The organism is Nocardia vermiculata NBRC 100427, from assembly GCF_001613265.1.
Classification (GTDB): Bacteria; Actinomycetota; Actinomycetes; order Mycobacteriales; family Mycobacteriaceae; genus Nocardia; species Nocardia vermiculata.
In genome coordinates this window covers 1-24,293 of the sequence record NZ_BDCA01000034.1, presented here as the reverse complement: position 1 = coordinate 24,293, position 24,293 = coordinate 1, and the positions used below count along the sequence as shown (strand labels likewise).

The window sequence follows — 24,293 nt, the reverse complement described above, 5'->3', positions numbered from 1 at the left end:
CGCCCCGTCGGCGTTTTACGGCGCCACGGCGCTTCCGGGGCGATCCAATGCGGCCAGATGCCTCAGCAGGAAGTCGTTCACCTCGGCCGTGCGCTCGAGCTGGACGAGATGGCCTGCGTCCGCCACCTTCTCGACCGCGCGCAGATCGCTGACATGCGCCCGCAGTACCGCGAGCGGATCGCGGCCGCTGAAGCCCTCCATATCCGGATCGTTCTCGCCGTAGAGGAAGTGGGTCGGCACGGTCACCGTGGTGGGTAATCCCTCGGTGAGTTCCCAGTTGCGGTCCAGCGCGCGGTACCAGTTCAGTCCGCCGGTGAAACCGGTGCGTTCGAATTCCGTGGCGAGCGCATCGAATTCGGCCTCCGACAGCCACGACCACGGTAGTTCGGGCGCCTGCGGAAGGGCTTCGAGGTAGCCGATGCCGGGCGGATTCTTCCACGTGTCGAGATAGTGGAAATCACCGCTGAGCGAGTAGAAGACCCGGGCGAGGAATTCGCGCGGGCGAGCGGCGAGTTCGGCGTCGGCGACTCCCGGTTCCTGGAAATACGACAGATGCAGGAAGTGTCGTTGCGCGGCACGCGTCCAGAACGCCGACGGAGCCTTGGGCGGGCGCGGCGCGTAGGGGTTGTTGAGCACCATGATGCCCGCGATCCGCTCCGGTGCCCGCAACGCCAGTTCCCACACCAGCTGGGCGCCGAAGTCGAGGCCCACGAACACCGCACGTTCGGCGCCGATGTCGTCGAGCAGCCCGAGCAGATCCGCGATCACGGCCTGGTTGGTCGAGGCATCCACCCCCTCGGGCGCCTCGGTGCGGCCGTACCCCCGCAGATCGGGTGCGATCGCATGATATCCGGCCGCTGCCAGCGCTCGCAGCTGCCGATGCCAGACGAACCAACCGTGCGGGAATCCATGACAGAAGATCACCGGGGCACCTGTTCCCGCTTCGGCGATATGCAACCGAATCCCGTTGGTCTCCACGAACCGATGTGTCGGCTCCACTACGCCTCCCTGGTACTAGAACACGTTCCTATTTCACGGTAGTGTCCCGGAGTCGTGAACGGAATACTCAGCGACCGAGTCGCCGTCGTCACCGGCGCGAGTCGCGGCATCGGCAAGGGCATCGCACTCGAGCTCGGCGCGGCCGGCGCGACGGTCTACGTCACCGGACGTTCCGAGACACCGGGACAGCTCCCGGGCACGGTCGCCGGAACTGCCGCCGACATCGACCGGCTGGGCGGACGCGGCATCCCGTTCGTCTGCGACCATCGCGACGACGACGCGGTGGCACGACTGTTCGACACCATCCGCACCGAACACGGTCACCTAGACGTGCTGGTCAACAACGTCTACAACTCCCCTGCCTCGGCCCGGTGGCTCGGCAAGCCGTTCTGGGAGGTACCTCCGAAGGCCTGGGACGAAGGATTCGACATCGGCGTTCGCTCTCATTACGCGGCCGCCCATTTCGCGGCGCCGCTGCTGATCGAATCCGGCGGGCTGATCGTCGACATCTCCTCTCCCGGTGCCGATCATTTCACGCACAATGTGGTCTACGGCGTCGGAAAGGCGGCCGTCGATCGACTCACCGCGGATATGGCACACGATCTGGCCGAGACCGGGGTCACCGTGGTCTCGCTGTGGCCCGGCATCGTCAATACCGAGCTGCTGCAGATGGTTCCGGCCGATGCGCAGGGCCGGCGGTTGATCACGTTGCCCGGTGAGGGCACCTTCGACCTCGAGGATGCGGAGACCCCGCATTTCGCGGGCCGTGCGGTGGTCGCACTGGCCGGTGATACGGACCGTCGTGCCCGCACCGGACGGGCGTGGCGGGTAGCCGATCTGGCCGAGGCCTACGGCTTCACCGATATCGACGGCCGCGTGCCGCGCACCGGATAAGCGATTGTCGGCCCCGGCTCCCTTAGCCTGAGGCAGCGAAAAACGATTCGCTACGGCGGGCGAAGGAGAAGCCGATGGATACCCGGGCCGATTTCGATGCGGTGCTTGCCGCTGCCGACGCCCCGATCTATGTCGTGACCGTCGCCACCGATACCGAACGCGCCGGGTGTGTGGTGGGTTTCGCGTCGCAGGTCGCCATCGAGCCGCGGCGATTCCTGATCTGCCTGTCCACGCTCAACTACACCTATCGGGTCGCGACCGAGGCGACGCACGTGGCAGTACATCTGGTCCACTCCGGCTCCCGCGCGCTGGCCCAGCTCTTCGGTGCCGAGACCGGGGACGATGTCGACAAGTTCAGTTGGTGCCGGTGGCATCACGGGCCCGGCGGAGTAGTGGTACTCGACGACGCCGCGGCCTGGTTCGCCGGGCGCATCCTGTCCCGGCACGACTTCGGCGATCACGTCGGACTGCTACTCGAACCGCTGGGCGGCACGCCGCCACCGCCCGACACCACCGGGCTGCGCTACCACGATCTGGCCGACCTGCACCCGGGTCATCCCGCCTGATCGGTGCCGCCGGCGACCAGAGCGATATCGAGAAAGCTCCGCACCGATCTGCCCGGGGCCGGGCGTCTGCGCCAGGCCAACCGCACCGCCGAGGCCGGCGCATCGACGATGTCGAGGTAGGTGACCCCGGGGTGCGGCGCGCGCGTACGGGCAAGTTCGGGGACCGCACCCACCCCGCGGTCCGCGGCGATCAGCTCGATCCATTCGTCGAAGTTGGTGCAGGTCACGACCGGACGATCCAAGTCGGCGCCGGCCCAGCTGCTCACGTCGGTCGTGCCGGAGACGGTATTGACCACCAGTGGGTACCGTGACAGATCTGCCCAGCACAACGCGGGCGAACCGGCCAGTTCCGAGCGGGTGGACACGGCCGCGACGCGGCGCTCGGCGCCGATGATCCGCCCGGTCAAGGCGGTGGGCAGCGCACTGTCCTTACGGTACAGAGCCACGTCGATGCGACCGGCCGACACCGCGGCGACCGGGTCGTCGATACGAAGGATTTCCACGGCGCCGCCCAGTGCCTCGAATCTGGTTCGCACCGCGGCGAACCAATCGGGAAGCAGCCACGAGAAGCCGACCGACACCCGTGCCCGGGAGCGCAGCCCGGTAGTCACGGAGTCGAGGTCGGCGACGATGCGTGCCGCAGCGGCCAGGAGTTCCTCGCCTTCGGGAGTGAGGGCGAATCGGCGCGCGCTGCGCTCGACCAGTCTGCAGTCCAGAATCCGCTCGGCCTGCTGCACAGTGCGGGTCAGCGAGGGCTGGGTGGTGCGCAGGCGGACCGCGGCACGGGTGTAGTTGCGTTCCTCGCACAGCACCAGGAATGCGCGCAGGTGCCGCAGCTCGAGATCCATACGTCCAGCGTATACATGGTGCACCGTAGGCATTTCACAGCGTCGGGTCCGGCCCCGTACCGTGCGAACGTGACCATCGCTCCCACCCGCAGTACCTCCCTGACGCCGGCCCTGCGCGCTGCCAGTGGCCTGGCCGCCGCGATGGGTTTCGGCCGCTTCGCCTATACACCACTACTGCCGGTCCTGATCGACGCCGGGCAATTGAGCACCCGGTCCGGTGCGGTCGTGGCCGCCGCCAACTACGCCGGATATCTGATCGGCGCGGTAGCACTGGCACGCGTGCCGCAATACAACGGGCGCACCGTCTTCCGCTGTTCGGCACTGGCCTTGATCGTCAGCCAGGCGATCATGGCGGTCCCCGCCCCCGTAATCGTCCCGATCCTCGCACGCACGGTCGCCGGTGTGGCCAGCGCGGTGCTGTTCATCGGCTGCGCGCAGATCGCCGCGAGACAAGACAATCGCCGGCGCGCGGCGGGTATCGCGTTCGCCGGCGTGGGCGCGGGTATCGCCGCCACCGGGGCGCTGGTCTTCGCCGCGCAGTCGGTCCTGTCCTGGGAAGCGCTGTGGCTCGTCACCGCGGCAGGTACGGCACTGCTGGTGTGGCCGGCACTCGGTCTGGAGATCCGGCCGGGCACCCGGTCCGGTGCGGCCTCGGTACGAGCCCGCCGCGCATGGCACCTGCTGCAGACTACGTATTTCCTCGAGGGACTCGGCTATATCGTGCTGGGCACATTCCTCGTCGCGGCGGTGCAAGCGGCCGGACATCCGACGGCGGGAACCGCCGTCTGGATCGTGGTCGGCGTGGCAGCAGCGCCCGCGACGGTGATGTGGGGTGCGCTCGCACGGCGCGGATCGCCCGTGGTCGCACTGGCGGGGGCATTGGTCCTGCAATGTGTCGCGGCTCTGCTCCCGACGTTGTCGGGTGGAGTATGGCCGGCAGTTGCCTCGGCCGCGCTGTTCGGCGCCACCTTCATGGGCATCACCCTGCTCGCCCTGGAAATCGGTGACGATCTGGCCGGCGCGGGCGCCGCGGCCACGCTCACCGCGGGCTACGGGGTGGGTCAAATGTTCGGGCCGCTGGTCGTGGCGCCGGTACTCGGTGACAGTTACGGTCCGGCGTTCGTCATCGCGGCGGTGGCCCTGGCGGTGGCCGCCGGATCGGCTGCGGCCATCGCGGCCGGGTGGCGGCGCGACGGCGGTGGCGGTCCCGCCGGGGCGGGACCCGTGGTACGGATCAGGCGAACTTGATCTCGAAGCCGATGCCCAGTACAGCGATGAACCAGATCAGGCCCACGAAGATGGTGATGCGATCGAGGTTCTTCTCGACCACCGTGGAGCCGGACAGGCTGGACTGCACGCCACCGCCGAACAGGCTGGACAGGCCTCCACCCTTCGCGCGGTGCAGCAACACCAGCAGCACCAGCAGCACGCTGGTGATGATCAGGAGGATATCCAGGAACATTTGCATGGCGACAGTTTATGCGGACGGCCGGTCCTGAATCGAACCGGCCGTCGGCGATCCGCTATCGTGCGAGCCCGGCTCCGGGCTACTGCAGGCTCAGCCCCTCGGGGATGGCGACATTGTCCAGGCGCAGCACGCATCGGGTGCCGGTGTAGATGCTCGGCATGCACTCGTTGCAGTGCGTGCACGCCGAGCGGGTGGTCACATCGGCCTGGATGCGCTGCAGCAGTTCCGGCTGGCGCAGCAGCGCCCGGCCCATCGCGACGAATTCGAAACCCTCACTCCGGGCGCGCTGCATATCCTCGTATTCGGCGACACCGCCGAGCAGCACCAGCGGCATCGAGAGCTCGCGGCGGAACTGGCGCGCCCGCTCCAGCAGGTAGGTGCCCTGATACGGGTATTCGCGCAGGAAGCCCCGGCCGACGACCTTGAAACCGAGGCGGGTCGGACCGGGCAGCACCTTGGCGAAGGCCTTGCGCGGCGCATCACCGTGGAACAGCAGCATCGGGTTCAGCAGTGAGCTTCCCGCGGTCAGTTCGAGCGCGTCCAGTCCGCCGTCGGCCTCGAGCCAGGACGCCACCTGCAGCGATTCCTCGAGTCCGAGCCCGCCGGGGGCACCGTCCTCCATGCTCAGCTTCGCGAGGATCGCGAGCCGGCCGCCGACCGCCTCCCGCACCGCCATTGCGATTTCACGGGCCATCCGGGCACGATTGGCCAGCGAGCCGCCGTAAGCATCTTTGCGCCGGTTCAGCAGCGGACTCAGGAACGAGCTGGCCAGATAATTGTGCCCGAAGTGCAGTTCGACCGCGTCGAATCCGGACTCCTCGGCGATCAGCACCGCCCGCACGAACGCCTGCACCAGCTCCTGGATCTCGGCGACCGAGGGCGACTGCATCATCTTCATGCTCAGCGGCGAGAACAACTTCGTCGGAGCCAGCGCGGGCGCCCGATTGGAGGCGGCATTGGCCACCGGTCCCGCATGGCCGATCTGTGCGCTGGCCTTGGCGCCTTCGGCGTGGATAGCGTCGGTGAGCCGGGTCAGTCCCGGTACCGCCTCGGGCCGCATCCAGATCTGGTGGCGGTCGGTCCGGCCGCCGGGAGTGATCGCACAGTAGGCGACGGTGTTCATACCCACGCCGCCGGCGGCGACCTCCCGATGGAAGTCGATGAGCTCGTCGGTGACCAGCGCATCCGGGGTGCGCCCCTCGAAGGTCGCGGCCTTGATCACCCGGTTGCGCAGGGTGATCGGGCCCAGGTCGACGGGTTCGAAGATGTCGTTCACGGTGATGTCTGCTCCTGTGTTGCCGTGTTGGTTGGTGCCGGACCGGCGCTCGGCTCGGCCGAGGGGGCTGCCAGTCCGGCGATGACGAATTCCCGCAGCGTGGCGATCGACGACGGTGCGAGGTCGTGGTCCGAGGTACTGCCGAAACGCATCAGGATGAGATCGAAGGCCAGCAGCCAGCGGCGCTGTTGCTCGGCGGGCCGTACTCCGGGCAGCAATTGCGACCAGGAGTCCATCCGGAACCATCGGTGCTGCCAGGCCAGCGGGCGGCGGCGCAGAACGAGCCCGGCCAGTAGCCGGAGATGAAGCCGCCCGGTGGGGTCGGCTGCCAACTGCACGAACGGTTCCAGCACGGCGTCCACCAGCGCGGGCACGGACCGCGGTTCGGTCGCGGTGGCCGCGGCCAGGCCTTCGGACCACAGCGGGCCCAGTCGATCCTCGAGCAGAGCCGCTACCAGCGATTCCTTGGAGCCGAAGTGGTAGTGCACCGCAGCCGGATTGACTCCCGCAGCCACACAGATACCCCGGACCGACACGTCCTCGTACCGTTCGTCCAGCAACAACTGCTCGGCGGCGGCCAGCAGCTTCACACGCGTCGCCGATGCGGCTCTGTCTCCCACGGGAGCTAGTGAACCACGACACAGAACAGGTTTCAATCAGTGATTGAAATAGATTGTCCCGGTCACCAAGAATCCGCGATCGGTGCCCGGGGCCCGGTTTTACAGTCCAGCTATGTCGATCACCCTCGAAAACAGGATCGCGGTCATCACCGCGGCGGGCCGTGGAATCGGGCGCGCCAGCGCCCTGGAGTTCGCGGCCGCCGGCGCCACCGTGGTACTGGGCGATGTGGACGGTGACTCGGTCTCCGGCGTCGCGAGCGAGATCGTGGCAGCCGGCGGACGTGCCCTCGCGATGCCGTGCGACGTCACCTCCGCCGAGCAGGTCGCCGACCTCGTTCACGCGGCCACCAGCACCTACGGCCGGCTCGATATCCTTTTCAATCATGCGGGCGGATCATCGCCGGGCCCACTGCACGAGATGTCTGTCGAGCGCTTCGAGCACCTCGTCGGCCTCAACCTCGGCTCGATGTTCTACGGGGTTCGCGCAGCATTGCCGATCATGATCGATCAGGGGGCGGGCACCATCGTGTCGACCACGTCCGGCGCCGGGCTCGGCGCGGTGCGAGGTCTCGCGGTGTACGGCGCCGCCAAAGCCGGGATGATCGCGTTGACCCGCAGCATCGCCGCGGAGTACGGCGGACTGGGCATCCGCGCGAACGTCATCTCCCCGGGCTCGATGGACACTGCGGGTTTCCGAGGCTGGCTCGACGCGCTGCCCGGATCCGACCGCGACTACTTCGAGCAGATACCGTCCGGCCGCCTCGGTGTCGCAGCGGACATTGCGAAAGTAGCCTGCTTCCTGGCCAGCGACTACTCGGCATACGTGAACGGGGTCACCGTCCCGGTCGACGGGGGCATAGCCGGACTGCTGGCGATCCCCCACGTGTGAGCACGTCCCGGACCGACGCGTCACTGTACGGACAGCATCGGAGATCCGCACAGTGACGCGACCGCGTCGTCAGCTCGCAGGCATCGAATCCTGGTACGCACGCACGAACGCCGAGATCCGTTGCGCGACTTCGGGCCGGCAGACGAGAAGGTCGGGCAACAGGACGTCGGCCTGGTTGTAGCGCAGCGGCGAGCCGTCGGCGCGGCTGGCATGCAGTCCGGCGGCCCTCGCCACCGCCACGGGTGCAGCCGAATCCCACTCGTACTGGCCACCCGCATGCACGTAGGCGTCCGTCAGATCCCGGACGACAGAGATCACCTTCACGCCCGCGGACCCCATGGGGACGAGTTCTGCACCGAGTTCCTCGGCCAGTGCGGTGACGAAGTCCGGTGGTCGGGAGCGGCTGACCGCGATCCGGAGCGGCCCGGTCGTGCGGGCCGGCACTGTCGGCGCATTATCGGTCGCATAGGTCAGCCCGGCCGCCGGCAGCGCCACGGCTCCCGATACCAGCTCGCCGCTCTCCCACAGAGCGACGTGGACCGCCCAGTCCTCCCGGGGCGGCTCGGAGAACTCCCGTGTCCCGTCGACCGGATCCACGATCCATGTCCGGCGCGCCTCGAGCCGCGCCCGATCGTCCTCGCCTTCCTCGCTGAGTACGGCGTCGGCCGGGCGATATCGCGCCAGCAGCCTGATCAGGAGGTCGTGCGCGGCGGCGTCGCCCGCGTCCTTCAGGGCCGCTCCCGTCGAACCACCGCCCCGCACCTGCAGGAGCAGATCACCGGTCCGATCAGCGAGCCAACGTGCGAAGGCGTCGTCGTCGGCGACGATGTCGTCGGGGCAGGTCGGCAAGGCCGCCCTCATCGAATAATCCTGACCTGTACCCGGCCCCTACAGGTCTCGGGCGATATGCGGGTCTCGAACACAGCAAACAACCTCCACGAATCGGATCGGACCTGGTGATCTACGCACACCTGTCGGCTCGCTACGGCCGCTGTGCCGCAGAGTGGGACCGGGTCCCGGGCGAACAGCGGCGCCCCCGGTCACGTAGAGCCCGCCCCGGCGTTCCTTGCTCGAGGTGCCCCGCTGTCTCGAGCGCCGCGAGCACCGTGGCCAGTGCCTCATCAATCGTCCGGCCGGCCGTGTCCACCCGGACATCGGGGTCGTCCGGCTCTTCGTACGGTGAGGAGATGCCGGTGAAGTCGGGGATCTCGCCACGACGAGCCTTGGCGTAGAGGCCTTTTCGATCACGGTGCTCGCATTCTTCGAGTGATGTGGCCACGTGGATCAGGAAGAAGGAGCCACCCGCGTCCGCGACCATCCGGCGGACCTGCTGACGGGTCTGTTCGAACGGCGCGATCGGCGAGCAGATCGCCACTCCCCCGTGACGGCTGATCTCTGCTGCTACCCAGCCGATCCGGTAGATATTGGCCTCACGGTCGCGCCGGGAGAATGTCAGTCCGGCCGAGAGCGTGCGCCGGACGATGTCGCCGTCCAGCGATGTCACGGTCCTGTGGCCCTGTTCGAGGAGCACGTCGTGCAGGGCGCGGGCGAGCGTCGACTTGCCACTGCCCGAAAGGCCGGTGAAGAAGACGACGAGACCACGCTGATGCGTGGGAGGCCGGTCGACATCGATGACGTCCGCGATCTCCACGGGAAGCTCACCCTCCCCGGCGACTCGATGGACCCGTCCGGGGGCATACGCCGCCACCACACGCTCACGAAAGAGCCGGTCCGCCTCGCGATCACCGCGCGAGGCAAGGGGTGCGGTACCGACGACTGCGTCGCCGAGCAGTTCGGCAGCCGCCAGCGTTGCCCGGATCAGCCCCGCGACGGATCCAGCGGCCACGTCACCGGATTCACACAGCACCAGCAGGACGACGGATCGGCGCAGGGCGCGGATGTCCTCGAGATCGGTGTGGGTGAGCGGGCCCGAGACCGGTATCGTCGGCCACCCGTGGTACTGCTCCGCGAGTTGGGCCGGGCTCAGGTGCAGCTGCCGGAACGCGCCGTGTTCCGGGCGGGTCAGCAGCGTTACCGGCCCCCAGACGTGGGCGCCGTCATTGCCTTCCACCTCGACCGTCGCGAGCGGGACACCTTCCGGATCGACGAGTTCCAGTTGCGTGGCGGTGATCTCGGCGGCGTCCAACACCACCTGCCCGCCGGGCGGTTCGAACACCGGCGCGACCACCCCGTCCGCCATCAGCGCCAAGTCGGCCAAGACTCGCTCGGCGGGACAGTACTGGACAGGCAGGTCATGCGACATGGCTTCATGGTCGGGCGAACCGCATCCGCTACTCGGGCAAGTCCCGCCCAACGAGACCTCGTACATTCCGGTGCCGTCCGCGAGGGTGTTGCTCCATGTCGGGGCCCGCGCTATCGGCGACAGTGACTCGACCGTTCCCACATTCAGTGGGTGGGTGGTCTGCCGGGGCAGTGACACCGTCGAGGAAGATACGGGCCGTATCCTCGGCGAGGTCCTCGATGCGGTAGGCCGCGGTGGGTCGGTGCCAGCGTGAAGCCAGGAACACCGCGTCGCGAAGGAAGCGATGGAAGACCCGCGGGTCGATATCGGCCCGGAACGCACCCGCCGCGACGCCGGTGTCTATCACCTCCGTCCAGGTCTCGTGCACGGACGAGGCAAGATCACGCACGGTCCGGAATCGTTGCCGCCCTTCGAAGAAGTCGCGGTTGTCCTGGTAGATCTCGCTGGCGTGCGGATGGTCGTGCATCACCCGCAGGGAGGCCAGCACCAGCTCGTGCAGTCGCGCCCGCGGATCGGACCGGGCCAGAACCACATCGGTGTAGCGCCGAGTGAGGGCCCGTAGGTACTCCACCACGATGGCCTCGACTATCGCGTCCTTGGAGTCGAAATAGTGATAGAGGCTGCCCGAGAGAAGCCCAGCGGCACCGGCGATCTCCCGAACCGTACTGGCGTCGACCCCCTTCTCGGCGAACAACACCGCAGCATGTTCCATGATGGAGGATCGGCGATCGGTGTCGGGCACGTGGCGACCTTGTCTGGCGAGCGGGATCCGGCTGTGTCGTAGCCTACCGAGCGACGCGCACGACCACCGGACCCGCTCGGCCGGCAGGTCCGGCGGGATCACCGGCTCGTGAAAACGAATCCCTCGTAGTCGGATTCGGCGATCTCCCGGCAGGTGCCCAGGTAGGTCCCCATCCCGCGGGTGTCGAGCATGAAACGACGGGGTTTTCCCTCGATGTTCGATCCGAGATACCAGGAGTCGGTCCTGACGAAGACAGTTCCCGTGGCTGCCTCGTCGACCTCGGAGGTCCACTTCTGTGCCGCGTCCGCACGTGGCTCCACCCGGTCTGCCCCGCGGTCCTCGGCCGCACGGATGAGCCCGAGGATCCAATCGAACTGGAGCTCCGCGTGCATCACCATGTTGGCGAGAACTCCGGGAGACCCGGGCCCGTTGACGATGTGGAGGTTCGGAAACCCCGGCACCTGGACACCGAGATAGGTGACCGGACCGTCCGCCCAGGCCTGCTGAATCGACACGCCGCCGACCCCTCGGAGGTCGATCCGTGCCAATGCTCCGGTCAGGGCGTCGAATCCGGTCGCGAAGACGATGACGTCGACCTCGTAGGAAGCAGCGCCGGTCTTGATTCCCCACGCGGCAATCGACGAGATCGGCTCCTCCCGCAGGTCGACCAGCGTGACGTTGTCGCGGTTGAAGGTCTCGAAATAGCCGGAGTCGGTGCAGATCCGCTTGCCGCCGAGAGGCTGGTTGCGAGGAATCAGATGACGCGCGACCTCGGGGTCTTCGATGATCGAGGTGATCTTGGCCTCGGCGAACTCGCGTGCGTAGTCGTTGGCGGCGATATCGGTGTACTGGTCCGGGAAGGTCTTGCCGAAAAGTACGCCACCGGTCTGCCATCCCTTCTCCAGTGCCGCATTTCGTTCCTCCGGCGTGCAGTCCAGAGCGCTCTTGGGGTATGCCACGTGCGGCGAGCCGCCGCCGCTGAGCCGTGACTTGCGGCGACGCTCCGGATACTCCGCCCGGATCCGCCGCTGGTCCTCCTCGGTCAGTTTCCGGTTGAAGGCGGGCACACTGTAGTTCGCGGTGCGTTGGAAGACGGTCAACGCGGCGGCTTGCTGCGCGATCAACGGAATCGATTGGATGCCGGAGGATCCGGTGCCGATCACCGCCACGCGCTTGCCGGCGAACGACGGCTCCGTGTCCGGCCATTGCGCGGTGAACAGCACCTCGCCCTCGAAGTCGTCCACCCCGGAAATGGCCGGTTTGTTGGGGATCGAGAGCGATCCGGTCGCGCAGACCACGTGACGCGAGGTATGGACATCGCCTGCTTCGGTGACCACGCGCCAGACTGCCGCGGTCTCGTCCCATTCCGCGCTCGCGACCCGGGTGCCGAGCCGGATGCTGCGCAGCAGGTCGAACCGTTCGGCGACGTGGTTGATGTAGGCCAGGATCTCGGGCTGGGTGGCGTAGCGCTCACTCCAGACCCAATCGTTCTGCAGCTCTTCATCGAAGGAATAGGAGTAGTCGATACTCTCCACATCACACCGTGCGCCGGGATAACGGTTGAAGTACCAGGTGCCGCCCACACCGGCGCCCGCTTCCACGCAGAGCACGTCGAGCCCGGCCCGGCGACTGGCGTACACAGCGTAGATGCCCGCGAAGCCCGCACCGATCACCAGGACATCGAGTACGTCCGGCCTCACTGCAGCAGTCATGTGATCTCTCCTCTGTTCTGAGCTCTCGGATCGGTCGGCACGGCACCTTCGGGGTCCCACGCTCGTGCTCCTGTGTCGAACGATTCATCCACTCGGACAACAAGTGTCGAGCACAGGGTGTCGGCCCCACCGCGCGCTCTTACTCAGCGAGACGGCCCCGGACGCAGGCTGCCGGTCAGGTTCCGAGCGTGCGCTGGAGCGGAGCCATCGCGGTCATATCGATGTGGATCAGGCTCGGGCCGTCATGACCGAGAGCGGTGCGGAACGCCTGCTCGAACTCGTCCGGATCGGCGGCCCGCGCACTCGCAGCACCGAATGCGGACGCGACCGTGGCGAAATCCGGTGTGGCGAGTGCGAAGGAGTCGGTGCTCACTCCTGAGGTCTCGGCGTCGATCGCTCGCAGCATTCCGTACCCGCCGTCGTCGAACAGGCAGACCACAATCCTCGATTTCGCCTGGACGGCAGCGGCGAGCTCGCCGATCCCGAGCATGAAGCCGCCGTCTCCCTGGAGGAGCACCGTATGAGCGCTCGATCCGGCCGCAGCGCCGAGTGCCATCGCCATGCCGGGACCGATCCCCGCGGCCGCTGACCGGATCGACGTGCGCGGCCGGTGAATCGGCACCAGCCGGTCGCCCCAGACGTAGGCCGGGACCGTCGCGTCGCACACCAGCACACCGTCGGGCGGTCTGTGCCTGGCCACGGCTCGGCTGATCCGGAGGTGGTCGGGTCCGGCCTGCGCCGCGACGATCTCGCGTGCCGCGGCTGCCGCCCGTTGCCCTGCTACGACGTGTGCGCTACGGCCGTTGTCGCTCGACCCGTCGGCGAGCACTGCGGACAGCTCGGCCAGACCGGCCTTCGCGTCGCCGACCAGGGCGATGCCGGCGCGATAGCTGCGTCCTATCACGGTCGGATCGATATCGAGGTGTACCAGCGCATCGGGGATCGGGAGCTGCCACTGTGCGGTCGGATACATCTGGAAACGCGTCCCGACTGCCAGCATGACGTCGCATTCGCCGAGGAAGTCCCGTACCGGCGGCAAGGTGGCGTATGCGCCGATGCTCAGCGGATCGAGCTCACTGATCGCCCCGCGGCCCTCGCGGCTGGTCAGGACCGGTGCATTCCAGCGATGAGCCAGGGCTAGTAGTTCCCTGCTCGCCTCGGAACGGATCACACCGCCACCGGCCCAGATCACCGGTCGCCGGGCTGTGGCCATCAGCCGTGCGGCTTCCTCGACCGGCCCTGCGGACGGCCGGCTACGCCGGGTCGGCGCAGCCACACCCACGCCCGGCCCCGGTCCGTCGAAAGAGGCCACCGAAGCGGTCTGGATATCGAGCGGGACCTCGAGCGCGACCGGTCGGGGCCGGCCCCGACGGGCCTGCCGGGCGAGCCGCAGTACGGTGTCGGCAAGGTCGTCCACCGAGGTCTCGGTCACGACCTCGCGGGTGACGGTGGCGAGCATCTCCCGCTGATTCTCCGCCTCGTGCACGTAACCGCGTCCGCGGCCGAGATGGGCCGACTCCACTTGGCTGGTGATCAGCAGTACCGGCGAGGACGCGAAGTGTGCCTCGTACATTCCCCCCATGGCATTCGCCGTGCCCGGCCCGCCGCTGACTACTCCCACGCCGAGCGAGCCGGTGGTACGCGCATAGGCATCGGCCGCATGTGCGACGCCCTGCTCGTGCCGGCAACCGATGATCCGGATCGTCGTGCGGCCCTCGATGGCACGCAAGATGGGCATGTTGTGTGCACTCGGGATGGCGAAAACCGTTGTGACCCCCAGCTTCTCCAGGGCGATCGCGATCGCGTCGCTGCCGGTGGTCCCCGCGCTCACAGCGTCGACTCCTCGGGCACCCGGGTGAATCCGTCGAGGAATATCCGCGAAATGTCTGCCGCGAGGTCTGCCAAGAGGTACGTCTCCGTGGGTACGAACCAGCGTGAGGACAGAAAGACCGCATCCCTGAGGTAACGATGAAAGACGCGCTTGTTGGTGTCGCCGCGGAAAGAACCTTCTCGAATACCCGCCTCTATGACGTCCATCCAGGAGTGCTGCACCTGAGCGGCCAGCAAACGAATCCTTGCGAACCGCTCGTCGTCGGCGAAATAGCCGCGATTGGCCTGATAAATATCGCTCGCGGCCGCATTCGCGTGGGAGACCTCGAGCGAACCGGCCACCAATTCCTGTAATCGGGTGCGTCCGTCGGTGCGGGTCGCAACCACCTCGGCGCACCGGTCCGCGAGCTGGGCGAGATAAACGGCAACGATCTCCTCGACAATCGCGTCCTTCGAATCGAAGTGGTAATAGAGACTGCCGGCAAGAATCCCGACCTCTTCAGCGATGCCCCGAACCGTGCACCCGGTAATTCCACGCTGGGCGAGCAGTCGAGCGGCTCCGTCGAGGATTTCCTGACGGCGATCCGGACTTTCCACGTGTTCAGTCTCCTCGGATTAGTACGAACATGGGCACCGGGCCGGTCGCCGGTGTGAGGGCGAGAAGCCCGTCAGGCATGGTGCCCGCTGACAGCACCGTCGAAGCGGCGCTGCCGGGGGCTACGGCCGGGGATCGCGGCCAGGAGTTCCCGTGTGTAGGCGTCCTCGGGTTCGGTGAACACCTGTTCCGCGGGGCCGGTCTCCAACAGCCGGCCGTGTCGCATCACCGCCACATCATCGGCGATCAGTCGAACCAGCCGAAGGTCGTGGGAGATGAACAGGTAGGAGATACCCCGCTCCTGCTGCAGGTCGTTGAGCAGGTTGATCACCTGTGCCTGGGTGGACACGTCCAGCGCGGCGACCGGCTCGTCGCACACGATGAACGACGGATCGGTGATCAGCGCACGGGCGATGGCCACCCGCTGCAGCTGGCCACCCGACATCTCGTACGGGAAGCGCTCCATGTGGACGGCATCCAGTCCGACGCGCCGGAGCAATTCGTACGCCCTGTCGTATCGGGTGGCCCGGGAATCGTCGGTGTGCATGATCAGCGGCTCGGCGACCGAATCCTTGATCAGCATCCTCGGATCGAGTGAGGTGTACGGGTCCTGAAAGATCATCGTGGCGTGCGAGCGCATCCGCCGCAGGTCACCGCGCGACAGCTCGGCCATGTCGGTACCCAGTAGCTCGATCGATCCCTCGTCCGCCTCGATCAATCGCAGGACCAGCCGGCCGACCGTCGACTTTCCCGCACCGCTCTCACCGACCAGGCCCATGGTCTTACCCGCCGCGACGTCGAAGTCGACATGGTCGACCGCGGTCAGCCGATGCGGCCGACGGCGCAGCATCGTGGCGCGCCGCCCGTACACCTTCGTCAAACCTCGGACCGACAGCACGGTGTCGTGGGAATTCATGCTTTCACCCCCGGCAAGGCGAGTTCGTCGAACCGTGCGCAACGGCTCGTGTGCTCGGACGTGATGGAATGCAGCGCAACCGGCCGCTGACACGGGTCGTCGGCGGCGTGCCCGCATCGGTCCCGGAACCGGCAACTGATCGGAAACTGGTGTGGCGCGGGAACCAGACCGGGGATGTACCCGAGCGGCTCACCCCGGCGGGTGGGCTCGAGCATCGATTGCAGAAGCGCGCTGGTGTAGGGATGCGCGGGATGATGAAACACCGTGTCGACGTCGGCTTCCTCGACTACCTGCCCCGCGTACATCACCGAAACCCGGTCACACATCTCGGCAACCACGCCGAGGTCGTGCGTGATCAGCATCAGCCCCAGACCGAGGTCGGCCTGCAGCCGGCGGATGAGCTCGAGCACCTGGCGTTGCACGGTCACGTCGAGTGCGGTGGTCGGTTCATCGGCGATGAGCAGCATCGGCTCACAGGCGAGGGCCATTGCCAGCATGACCCGCTGGCACATACCGCCGCTGAACTCGTGGGGATACTGTCCGACGCGTCGTCGTGCCTGCGGAATCTCGACCAGTTCGAACAGTTCCACCGTGCGCTGCATGGCGCGCTTGCGGGACCAGCCTCGGTGGCGCCGTAGCGATTCCGCCACCTGATCGCCGACCGTGAAGGCCGGGTTGAGACAGCGTCGCGGCTCTTGAAAGATCATCGCTACCTGGGCACCCCGCACGTCGGCGAGCTCGCGCTCGTCCAGGCCGGAGATCCGTCGGCCCATCACCTCCACCGACCCCCGGCTGATCCGGGCGTTCTCGGGCAGCAGTCCCATCACCGCGAGCGACGTGACGGTTTTGCCCGAGCCCGACTCGCCGACCATACCGACCACCTCGTTGCGGCGGATGGTGAGATCGACGCCGTCGACGATCGTCACCCAGCCGCGCTCGGTGCGGACCTCGACCGTCAGATCTGTCGCAGCCAGGACGACATCGCCGGTGTGGGCGGTGCGGGAAGTATCGATCGCAGTCATTGTCAGCGCCCATCCGTGCTCTGGCGCCCGAGGGCGTCGCGGAGGCCGTCACCCAGAAGTGAGAAGGCCAGGATTGTGATCGCGACCATGATGGTCGGCGGATAGATCAGGTAGCTACTCGTGGTGATGCTCGCCGATGCATCGCTGAGCATCAGCCCCCACGTCGCCTGCGGCGCACGGGCACCCAGCCCCAGAAAAGACAGGCTCGCCTCGGCCACGATCACCACCGACGCGGAGAACGATGCCTGTACCAACAGGGCCGGCAGCACCGCGGGAAGGATGTGCCGCCACAGAATGCGCCAACTGCTGCAGCCACTGGCTCGCGCACTCTCGATGTAGAGCTCGCTGCGAGCCCCTTCCGTGGAGGCCCGGACGATGCGATAGAAGCTGGGCACGATGAGAATCGCGATCGCAAGCATCGCGTTGTGCAGGCCAGGACCGAGGATAGCGACAACCACGACCGCGAGAATCAGCGGCGGCAGCGTCATGAGTGCGTCGATGATCCGGCTCAACAGTGCGTCGGTCACCCCGCCGACGTACCCGGCGACGATCCCGAGCGGTACACCGATCAGTAGCGCCAGCCCGACCGCCTGGGCGGAGGCGAGCAGGTCGACGCGGGTCGCGACGATCAATCGGCTCAGCACGTCGCGTCCCAGTTCGTCGGTGCCGAGCCAGTGAGCACCGGACGGGCCGGTGAGCCGCAGTGACAGCGAGACCGCATTCGGATCGTAGGGCGCAAGGATCGATCCGGTGGCCGCAATCACGACGAGCAACAGCAGGACCACGATGGATGCCATCGCTACCTTGTTGTGCAGCAATCGCTTCAGCACTCGGCTTTCCCGGCGGCGTCGCACCTTCGGGCGGGTGCCCGTTGCGGGAGCCGGGGTGTGTGAAGTAGTCATCGGACCCTCAGTCTCGGGTTGAAGTAGCCGTAGGACGCATCGACGAGGAGATTGACGACGGTCACGATGATCGCGATGAGGAGCACCAGCCCCTGCAGGGTGACCAGGTCACCATTGAGGACGGACTCCACGCTCAGGGACCCCAGACCTGGTATCGCGAAGATCTTCTCGACGACAACGGCGCCACCGAGCATGCTGGTGATCACCAGGCCGAGCACCGTGACGACCGGAACCGCGGCGTTCTTCGCGGCATGTTTGCCGATCACCATGCGACGCCGCAGGCCCTTCGCCCGGGCGGTGCGTACGTAGTCCTCCTCGAGGGCGTCGACCAGCGCGCCGCGCACCTGCCGGGTCAGCAGCGCGCCGGGGATGATCGCGAGCGCCAACGCGGGCAACGTGGTGTATTGCAGCCACGGGCCGATTCCGGCAGACAGGCTGGCATAACCGGTCGCGGGAAAAACCGGTGACATGATCGCGAGGAAGAGCACCAGGAGCACGGCGGCCACGAACGGCGGAATCGCCATCAGCAGGTTGGCGATCCCGTTCATGATCCAGTCGATGACGCCCCCTTTGTTCAGGGCCGCGGCCGTGCCCAGGCCGATACCCATCACCAGGCTGAACACGAGCGCCAAGACCAGGAGCGAAGCGGTGATCGGCAGGCGGAACATCAAGTCCGAGATCACCGACTGATGTGTCACCGCCGACTCCCCGAAGTTGCCGTGCAGCGCGTCCCACACCCAATCCCAGTAGCGAGTGAGAAATGGTTTGTCCAGTCCCAGCATCCGGTGCAATTCCGCCAGACGTTCCGGTGTCGGATTGTCGCCCGCCAATACCGCCGCCGGGTCCGTGGGAGAAAGCTCCATGAGTACGAACACCAGCAGTGTCACAAGGATGATCGTCGGCACCGCCAATAGCAGGCGTTTGGTGATGAATCTGGTCATGGCACTCCACCATCGTTATGGGGCCGGACGTCGCAGACGCCCTCTTCGACTGTCTCTAGCTGCGGCGGCGCCTGCCGCAGGCCGAATATAAGTCGCGAGATTCAGCTCACATTTCGCACTCTCAGTGACTGGGAGTACGAGATGTGAGTACGAAATCGCCCGACAGCGAAAGAGATTCGGTCGGCCGCGGTCAGATCCAGTCCGAGCCCGAGCCGACGGTCAACAGCGAGTCCAGTAGTTCGGCAGACCATCCCTGCGCTACCGGAGCCACCGTCCGGCAACGGGACGCCTTGCGGCGCGGGAACAGTTCCTCCGACACCGAGCGGGCAGCGTGCGCGACCAACGGCGCCACGCTCTCCAGGTTTGCACTGATATTCCCGCACAACGAAATTCCGGCGACCGGCCCTTCGGGCGATCGGATGGCGGCGGCTACGCATGCCACCTCCGGGAAGCACTCGCCGCGTTCGAAGGTCAGGCCGCCGACGCGGTTGCGAATCCGGGCGAGTTCCTGGTGCAGCGTGGAGATACGACAGATGGTCCGGTTCGTCAGCCGGCCGATCGCCCCCTCCAACTGGCGGTCGACCTGTTCCGGCGGCAACCACGCGAGCATCGCCTTCCCCAGACCCGTCGAGTGCGCGGGCGCTCGACCACCGACCCGGGAAGGTACCTGCGTGGCGAAACGACCTCCCACCTTGTCCAGATACAGGATGTCGGTGTCGACCAACACGGCCAGGTGGACAACCATGCCGGTGCGGAGGGCGAGATCGTGCAGGGTTTCGGCAGTGACTTCGCGGAGGCGGCCGTTTCCGGCGTTGCCCTGCAGTGCCAGTGGCCGAGTGCCCAGGCCGTAGCCGTCCTGTGTCCGCCCCAGCCAGCCCAGCCGCACCAGGTCCACCAGAATCCGGTGGGTGGTGGACCTGGGCAGCTGGGTGGCCGTGACGACGTCCTCGAGCGTCAGGCGAGCCGGTCCACTGGTGAAGCACTCCATGATCAGCGTCATCCGATCGAGCATCGACGGAGGCGTGGCCGCGGGGGTACACCCGACATCCGGGATCAGTGTTGTCATGAGGATCCTCCTGTTGTCGCTGCTGCGGTCCTGCCGGTGATCCGTCCGAAGGCGAGTGCTTCGGTACTGTGCAGGCCGCGGTCCTCGTGCCGTCTGTTTGTGCTCGTCACCCCTCGGTCCAGCGGTGCTCCGGGCGATGAGTCCCGGGCTCGCGGCCACAGGGCGCGGCAGCCGATGGGTTGCCGCGGAGTCGTCGAGGTAGCCCGCGGCCCCGTGGAGTATTCGATATCCCGTTCCCCGGTCTGCACGTCAGCCGTCATATGACGGTGCAGGTCCTCTCACATTTCCTGATTGCCTGGCGTGATCTCGGGTCCGATGAATCACCAACGGGCGACGTTCTCGTCGCTCAGCCGTGGTTACCTAACAAGCGCTTGGAAGGTTAGATTAGCAGCCCGGCCGTGCGGGCGATGTGTTTCCAGCAAAACGGTGGCAGACACTGTAATTCGGCGGTTCACGCATGCTTTCTCCTCCGGAACCGGATCTGCGGGCACTCATACCAGGGTGTCCTCGACGGTGAAGCCGAACTCGCCTCGGCCGTACATGGCCAGGGCGCGCTCGACGTCGTTCGCGACATGAACGCTGCCCGCATGCGCATCGCGCCAGGAACGCTCGATCGGGTTTCCCCGCGCGAGGGAAGTGCCACCGGCGATCTTGAACAGGATGTCGATCGCCCCCAGAGCCCGTTCGGTGGCGCGGACCTGATCACGACGCGTGCGCAATCGCAGTTCGGCGGGAATCTCGGTATGCCGCACCGCATGTGCGTAGAGCTCGGTGAGATTGCGATCCATTTGCAGTATCGCGGCGTCGATCTCGGATGCGGCGCGGGCGACGGCGACCTGCACGAATTGGTCTTCGGAGTAGCGGCCACCTCCGTAGCTGAGCCGAATCCGATTCCGCATCTCGGAGATATAGGCCTCGTAGCAGCCGGAGACCGCGCCGATCACCGGAGCGGTGACCGCCGAGGTGAATATCGAGGCAAACGGCATCCGGTAGAGCGGGCCGGTATTGACCTTCTGCCCCGGGCCCCACAGCTGAGCCTGCTCGTAGTTGCGGATCGTGCGGTGGGCGGGGACGAACGCCTTGTCCACCAGGATGTCGTTGCTCGCCGTGCCGCGCAGTCCCGTCACATCCCAGACCTCGTCGATCCGGTAGTCGGTGCGCGGTACCAACAGCGTGACGACGTCGACGGGCTTGCCTCCGAGATCGGTCACCAGTCCCCCCAGCACAGCCCATGACGCGTGGCCGCAGCCCGAGGAGTAGCGCCAACGGCCGCTGAGCTCGAAGCCGCCGTCCACCTGTTTGAGGCGTCCCACGGGCGCATACGCCGATGAGACCAGCGTGTCCGGGTCCTCGCCCCATACTTCTGCCTGGGCCCGCTCGTCGAAGAGACCGAGTTGCCACGGATGCACGCCGAGGATGGAGGCGACCCAGCCGGTCGAGCCGCAGGCGCCCGAGATTGCCCGGACCACCTCGTAGAACTGCACCGGATCACACTCGAGACCACCGAAGCGCCGCGGCTGGAGCATCCGGAAGACTCCGGCCATGGTGAGTTCGGCGATGGTTTCGGGCGGTATGGCGCCCTCGGTGTCGGTCGCCTTGGCGCGCTCGATGATGCTGGGCAACAACGGCCGAACCTTGTCGAGAATCTCGTTGGTCATCGTGCTCCGTCCTCAGTCCCTCCGCAGTTCTCAACCGGATGGTGTGCTTTTCGACACCCTGCCCGTGCGGGATGTCCCAGCCAGTGAGAAACCTTCTCCTTCCGCCGACGAGAACACACACTTTTCGGGACCGAAGAGGCTGAGGGCTGGACCGACCGGGTCTGGACGAGACGTTGGTGCACACCGGCGTAGAGCGCCGCGTAGCGCCCCGGTATCCGAGGAGGTGCCATGCAGACCACGAGAACCGCGCCGGCACAATCTGATTGATCGCCCGGCGGATGATCCGGACACGGCGGGTCACGACCCCGCTCGGCGCCCGCCGTGGTGGCGCGCGCCGAGCGATCGACCCGAGGTCAGTACCTCGCGATGACCTCGTCCGCGAACCGGTGAAGTGCGGCGATCCGGCCGACGGTGGTCTGCTCGACGTCGTAGATATGCCAGGGCGTGACCCGGCAGACGGTCGCGCCGGCCGACTCGATCGCGCGGTAGCCGTCGAGATCTGTTATATCGGTCGGTGACACGTCGATCTCGAACGGCAATTCCGAGCGGCCGTACTCGGCGCGGAGGTCCGACAGCCGGGCGATGGACACCTTCAGCTGATCGGTCGGAACGTTCACCGAGATCCAGCCGTCCCCTGCCCGCGCAGCACGTCGGAGGCCGGGCTCGCTGTGCCCGCCCACGTAGATCGGGACCGCCCGGTCGGGCGCCGGGCTGATCATCAACCGATCGAAGTCGTAGTGCTTCCCGTGGTATTCGACCCACTCCGGGCCGTTGCCGGCACAGACGGCCTTGATGATCTCGATGGCTTCGTCGGTGCGGGCACCACGGGTGCGCATGTCGGTCCGCGTGAACGTGAACTCCTCCGGAATCCAGGACACCCCGACACCGATCCCGATCCGGTTACCGGACAGGACCGCCATGGTCGCCACCTGTTTGGCGGTGAGCAGCGGATCGCGCAGCGGCAGTTTGAGTACGTTGGTGGAGAACTCCAGCCGCTCGGTGACCGCGGCCATCGCCGACATCATGATGAACGGGTCGGGCATCGGCATCTCGGCGTTCCACATCCGCTTGCCGTCCGGGGTATACGGGTAATCCGCCGACACCGTCTCCGGATAGAACACCGAATCCGGCATCGCAATGCTGTGATAGCCGGAGGATTCGGCTGCGGGAGCGAGCTCGAGCAGCTCACGCGCACCGAGCATCGCGCCGGACAGTGCCCATTTCATCAGAAGGCCTCCTCACCGCGTACGACGGCTTTCGGTGCCGCCGTGGACGAACCCCACCCTGTTCATCATTTCCATGCGTCCTCAACCTAAGGACGAGTCCATCAGGAGCCGGCAGTGATCCCGATCACCGAGATCCCGGAGCCAGGGCTTCGAAGACATCCAGCGCGGCGAGCGCTTCGAGCTGCTCGAGGTAGTGCTCCAGCGACCGGCTGACCGGCCGGAACGGGACCATCGTCACGCCGGCATCGGCCATCGTGCCGAGCGCGTCCGCCGCCCGCTCGGGGTGTGCCAGCGGGTCCATCGCTGCCCCGACGCCCGCGACGACCTCGAATCCGTCAGGCCGGTCGGGGTAGGCGGCCAGCATCGTTCGAAGGGTCTCGACATCCGGGGCGCCGGGAATCCATCCGTCCGCGAGTGTGACGGCCCGGCGGAGCGCGCGTTCGGTGTGCCCGCCCACCCACAGCGGTACCCGCGGTTGCACTGCACACGGATCGACCACCAGACCAGCGAAATCATAGAATTCACCGTGGTATTCGGGATCTGTCCGGGACAGCGCCGCCCGCAGTGCCCGAATCGCGTCGTCGGCCCGCGCCCCTCGGTCCTCGAATTGCGCACCCAGCGTCCGGAATTCCTCCTCGGCCGTGCCGACACCGAGACCGAGCCGGACCCGGCCGCCGCTCATCCGGTCGAGCGTGCCGTACCGCTTGGCGACGGCCAGCGGATGGTGGTAGCCGAGCACGAGGACGTTGGTCAGCAGGCGGATGTTCTCGGTACGAGCGGCCAGCCAGGACAGGGTCGCCAGCGGGTCCCAGTAGCGGGTGCCACGGCCTTGCGGCAGTTGCGGCGACGGGATCCCCGGCGGCATCGCGATGTGTTCGCTGCAGGTGAGGAAATGGAATCCGAGCCGGTCGGCCCGCTCGGCCACCCGGGTGATCTCCGCGATACCCGCGGTGTCCTCCCACTCCGCAGTATGGCCGGGCACTGTAAGGACCACGGGCGTGGCCAGACCCAGCCTCATCGGCCGACCCACACGTGCGGCACTGCGCGCTCACCTGACATCACCGGTCCAGGGTAGGAATCCCGTTGTGTCCGAGCAGCCGTCGTCCTGACCAGCGGGATGTCCTGGTGACCGAGACCACACGACAGCAGGCCCAGCTCACCGCATACATTGCTGAGGGCAATCGTCGACGAACCGGAGGATCCGATGACCGTGAACAAGGCCTGGAACGACTTCTGTGACGAACTGCGTGACGCCGGACAGGCATTGATCGACGAGGCCGCACCGCAGGACCCGCTCAATCAGGCCGAAGGGATTCGCTACCTGATCCGTCTGCTCCGGTGTGCCTCGCTCAACTCGATCGAGAATTCCGATCCCCTCTACCCTGCCATCACCAACGCCCTCGACCCTCATCTCAAGTGCAAGATCGGCGCCGACAACCCGGACAACATCTATATGGGCGCACGGATTTCACCCAAGTACCGCTACCGGATCAGTGGGAAGCGCGGCACCGTCCCCTTGCTGACCTTCGGCTCGAAGGCCAGCCGCTACCATATCGACGGCACCATGGCCTCGACCGGCGAAATCAGCACCGACGAGATTCCGGTCGACGACGAGGGCCGGTTCAGCATCATCGCCAGCGTCGACAAGCCCGCCGAGGGCGCCTGGCTCCCCCTCGGACCGGACACCACCAACTTGGTCGGCCGCCAGTCCTTCCAGGACCGCAGCACCGAGACCGCGGCCGAGGTCGGTATCGAGCTGATCGACGAGATCCCCGCACCCAAGCCCCTCGACCCCGAGGTATTCGCCCGTCAACTGAAGAACACCACGGCCTTCGTCAAGGGCACCGCCGCAACATTTCA

General features: G+C 66.8%; 23 protein-coding genes and 1 pseudogene. 5 read left to right on the top strand and 19 right to left on the bottom strand.

All coding sequences use genetic code 11. The features are described 5' to 3' along the window. Positions 1 to 15: 15 nt before the first annotated feature. A complete protein-coding gene (locus tag NV2_RS26380) occupies positions 16 to 999 on the bottom strand; it encodes an alpha/beta fold hydrolase (RefSeq protein WP_067880122.1) in 984 nt (327 codons plus the stop codon). 54 nt (positions 1,000 to 1,053) lie between these two features. On the opposite strand from NV2_RS26380, the gene NV2_RS26375 reads away from it, so the two are divergent. Next, the gene (locus NV2_RS26375) at positions 1,054 to 1,893 is read left to right on the top strand and encodes an SDR family NAD(P)-dependent oxidoreductase (RefSeq protein ID WP_067880118.1); all 840 of its coding nucleotides are present in this window, start codon (positions 1,054 to 1,056) and stop codon (positions 1,891 to 1,893) included. A gap of 74 nt (positions 1,894 to 1,967) precedes the next feature. Next, positions 1,968 to 2,459: a flavin reductase family protein gene (locus tag NV2_RS26370; RefSeq protein ID WP_067880115.1), complete on the top strand. Its 492-nt coding sequence runs from the start codon at positions 1,968 to 1,970 to the stop codon at positions 2,457 to 2,459. On the opposite strand, the gene NV2_RS26365 is transcribed toward NV2_RS26370, so the two are convergent. Next, positions 2,447 to 3,307 (bottom strand): LysR family transcriptional regulator, encoded by an 861-nt coding sequence (locus NV2_RS26365; protein WP_067880112.1) that lies wholly within the window; start codon positions 3,305 to 3,307, stop codon positions 2,447 to 2,449. The genes NV2_RS26370 and NV2_RS26365 overlap by 13 nt on opposite strands. A gap of 69 nt (positions 3,308 to 3,376) precedes the next feature. Between NV2_RS26365 and NV2_RS26360 the strand changes: the two genes are divergently transcribed. Continuing rightward, a complete protein-coding gene (locus tag NV2_RS26360) occupies positions 3,377 to 4,555 on the top strand; it encodes a YbfB/YjiJ family MFS transporter (RefSeq protein ID WP_245662790.1) in 1,179 nt (392 codons plus the stop codon). Here the strand turns inward: NV2_RS26360 and secG are convergent. The 3 genes from secG to NV2_RS26345 all read right to left on the bottom strand — a co-directional run bounded on the left by secG (position 4,542) and on the right by NV2_RS26345 (position 6,671). Beyond that, a complete protein-coding gene (secG, locus tag NV2_RS26355) occupies positions 4,542 to 4,775 on the bottom strand; it encodes a preprotein translocase subunit SecG (protein WP_067880109.1) in 234 nt (77 codons plus the stop codon). The two genes, NV2_RS26360 and secG, sit on opposite strands and share 14 nt — an antisense overlap. Before the next feature lie 79 nt (positions 4,776 to 4,854). Continuing rightward, a complete protein-coding gene (locus tag NV2_RS26350; RefSeq protein WP_067880107.1) occupies positions 4,855 to 6,051 on the bottom strand; it encodes an NADH:flavin oxidoreductase in 1,197 nt (398 codons plus the stop codon). After that, positions 6,048 to 6,671 carry a TetR/AcrR family transcriptional regulator gene (locus NV2_RS26345; RefSeq protein ID WP_067880104.1) on the bottom strand — a complete coding sequence of 208 codons (624 nt, stop codon included), beginning with the start codon at positions 6,669 to 6,671 and terminating at the stop codon, positions 6,048 to 6,050. The genes NV2_RS26350 and NV2_RS26345 overlap by 4 nt, the downstream gene beginning before the upstream one ends. Before the next feature lie 112 nt (positions 6,672 to 6,783). Between NV2_RS26345 and NV2_RS26340 the strand changes: the two genes are divergently transcribed. Further along, complete coding sequence (locus NV2_RS26340; RefSeq protein ID WP_067880101.1) at positions 6,784 to 7,560, top strand: SDR family NAD(P)-dependent oxidoreductase; 777 nt, start codon at positions 6,784 to 6,786, stop codon at positions 7,558 to 7,560. Positions 7,561 to 7,629: 69 nt separating this feature from the next. Here the strand turns inward: NV2_RS26340 and NV2_RS26335 are convergent, their stop codons facing one another. From NV2_RS26335 to NV2_RS26270, 14 genes are all read right to left on the bottom strand, one after another. Beyond that, a complete protein-coding gene (locus tag NV2_RS26335; protein WP_067880098.1) occupies positions 7,630 to 8,421 on the bottom strand; it encodes a 3'(2'),5'-bisphosphate nucleotidase CysQ in 792 nt (263 codons plus the stop codon). A 121-nt stretch (positions 8,422 to 8,542) separates the two neighbouring features. Next, positions 8,543 to 9,823 (bottom strand): adenylyl-sulfate kinase, encoded by a 1,281-nt coding sequence (gene cysC / locus NV2_RS26330; RefSeq protein ID WP_067880096.1) that lies wholly within the window; start codon positions 9,821 to 9,823, stop codon positions 8,543 to 8,545. Between the two features lie 28 nt (positions 9,824 to 9,851). Beyond that, complete coding sequence (locus tag NV2_RS26325; protein WP_067880093.1) at positions 9,852 to 10,565, bottom strand: TetR/AcrR family transcriptional regulator; 714 nt, start codon at positions 10,563 to 10,565, stop codon at positions 9,852 to 9,854. A 98-nt stretch (positions 10,566 to 10,663) separates the two neighbouring features. Continuing rightward, a complete protein-coding gene (locus NV2_RS26320) occupies positions 10,664 to 12,277 on the bottom strand; it encodes a flavin-containing monooxygenase (protein ID WP_067880090.1) in 1,614 nt (537 codons plus the stop codon). Positions 12,278 to 12,452: 175 nt separating this feature from the next. Beyond that, positions 12,453 to 14,108 (bottom strand): thiamine pyrophosphate-binding protein, encoded by a 1,656-nt coding sequence (locus tag NV2_RS26315; RefSeq protein WP_067880087.1) that lies wholly within the window; start codon positions 14,106 to 14,108, stop codon positions 12,453 to 12,455. Further along, entirely contained in the window at positions 14,105 to 14,704 is a 600-nt protein-coding gene (locus NV2_RS26310; RefSeq protein ID WP_067880084.1) for a TetR/AcrR family transcriptional regulator, read from the bottom strand. Before NV2_RS26310 ends, NV2_RS26315 begins: the two co-directional genes overlap by 4 nt. 71 nt (positions 14,705 to 14,775) lie before the next feature. Beyond that, entirely contained in the window at positions 14,776 to 15,618 is an 843-nt protein-coding gene (locus NV2_RS26305) for an ATP-binding cassette domain-containing protein (RefSeq protein ID WP_067880081.1), read from the bottom strand. Beyond that, a complete protein-coding gene (locus tag NV2_RS26300; protein ID WP_084475493.1) occupies positions 15,615 to 16,640 on the bottom strand; it encodes an ABC transporter ATP-binding protein in 1,026 nt (341 codons plus the stop codon). Before NV2_RS26300 ends, NV2_RS26305 begins: the two co-directional genes overlap by 4 nt. Positions 16,641 to 16,642: 2 nt before the next feature. Next, a complete protein-coding gene (locus NV2_RS26295) occupies positions 16,643 to 17,542 on the bottom strand; it encodes an ABC transporter permease (protein ID WP_067880077.1) in 900 nt (299 codons plus the stop codon). Further along, positions 17,539 to 18,483, bottom strand: a complete 945-nt coding sequence (locus NV2_RS26290; RefSeq protein WP_067880074.1) for an ABC transporter permease — start codon at positions 18,481 to 18,483, stop codon at positions 17,539 to 17,541. Before NV2_RS26290 ends, NV2_RS26295 begins: the two co-directional genes overlap by 4 nt. Positions 18,484 to 18,673: 190 nt before the next feature. Further along, positions 18,674 to 19,549 (bottom strand): IclR family transcriptional regulator, encoded by an 876-nt coding sequence (locus NV2_RS26285; protein ID WP_067880071.1) that lies wholly within the window; start codon positions 19,547 to 19,549, stop codon positions 18,674 to 18,676. 491 nt (positions 19,550 to 20,040) lie between these two features. Next, entirely contained in the window at positions 20,041 to 21,207 is a 1,167-nt protein-coding gene (gene hsaA, locus NV2_RS26280; protein WP_067880068.1) for a 3-hydroxy-9,10-secoandrosta-1,3,5(10)-triene-9,17-dione monooxygenase oxygenase subunit, read from the bottom strand. Positions 21,208 to 21,560: 353 nt separating this feature from the next. Beyond that, the gene (locus NV2_RS26275; RefSeq protein WP_067880065.1) at positions 21,561 to 22,433 is read right to left on the bottom strand and encodes a TIGR03619 family F420-dependent LLM class oxidoreductase; all 873 of its coding nucleotides are present in this window, start codon (positions 22,431 to 22,433) and stop codon (positions 21,561 to 21,563) included. A gap of 124 nt (positions 22,434 to 22,557) precedes the next feature. Next, positions 22,558 to 23,451: an LLM class F420-dependent oxidoreductase gene (locus NV2_RS26270; RefSeq protein WP_067880226.1), complete on the bottom strand. Its 894-nt coding sequence runs from the start codon at positions 23,449 to 23,451 to the stop codon at positions 22,558 to 22,560. 186 nt (positions 23,452 to 23,637) lie between these two features. Here NV2_RS26270 and NV2_RS26265 point away from each other — a divergent pair. Continuing rightward, positions 23,638 to 24,293, top strand: a pseudogene (locus NV2_RS26265) (DUF1214 domain-containing protein); the annotation flags it as partial.

Bases quoted from the DNA above. Each gene is read 5' to 3' on its own strand.
- NV2_RS26335 (WP_067880098.1), bottom strand. From the start codon at position 8,421: ATGAGGGCGGCCTTGCCGACCTGCCCCGACGACATCGTCGCCGACGAC.
- NV2_RS26285 (WP_067880071.1), bottom strand. From the start codon at position 19,549: ATGACAACACTGATCCCGGATGTCGGGTGTACCCCCGCGGCCACGCCT.
- NV2_RS26290 (WP_067880074.1), bottom strand. From the start codon at position 18,483: ATGACCAGATTCATCACCAAACGCCTGCTATTGGCGGTGCCGACGATC.
- NV2_RS26305 (WP_067880081.1), bottom strand. From the start codon at position 15,618: ATGAATTCCCACGACACCGTGCTGTCGGTCCGAGGTTTGACGAAGGTG.
- hsaA (WP_067880068.1), bottom strand. From the start codon at position 21,207: ATGACCAACGAGATTCTCGACAAGGTTCGGCCGTTGTTGCCCAGCATC.
- NV2_RS26300 (WP_084475493.1), bottom strand. From the start codon at position 16,640: ATGACTGCGATCGATACTTCCCGCACCGCCCACACCGGCGATGTCGTC.
- NV2_RS26295 (WP_067880077.1), bottom strand. From the start codon at position 17,542: ATGACTACTTCACACACCCCGGCTCCCGCAACGGGCACCCGCCCGAAG.
- NV2_RS26365 (WP_067880112.1), bottom strand. From the start codon at position 3,307: ATGGATCTCGAGCTGCGGCACCTGCGCGCATTCCTGGTGCTGTGCGAG.
- cysC (WP_067880096.1), bottom strand. From the start codon at position 9,823: ATGTCGCATGACCTGCCTGTCCAGTACTGTCCCGCCGAGCGAGTCTTG.
- NV2_RS26370 (WP_067880115.1), top strand. From the start codon at position 1,968: ATGGATACCCGGGCCGATTTCGATGCGGTGCTTGCCGCTGCCGACGCC.
- NV2_RS26320 (WP_067880090.1), bottom strand. From the start codon at position 12,277: ATGACTGCTGCAGTGAGGCCGGACGTACTCGATGTCCTGGTGATCGGT.
- secG (WP_067880109.1), bottom strand. From the start codon at position 4,775: ATGCAAATGTTCCTGGATATCCTCCTGATCATCACCAGCGTGCTGCTG.
- NV2_RS26275 (WP_067880065.1), bottom strand. From the start codon at position 22,433: ATGAAATGGGCACTGTCCGGCGCGATGCTCGGTGCGCGTGAGCTGCTC.
- NV2_RS26270 (WP_067880226.1), bottom strand. From the start codon at position 23,451: ATGAGGCTGGGTCTGGCCACGCCCGTGGTCCTTACAGTGCCCGGCCAT.
- NV2_RS26340 (WP_067880101.1), top strand. From the start codon at position 6,784: ATGTCGATCACCCTCGAAAACAGGATCGCGGTCATCACCGCGGCGGGC.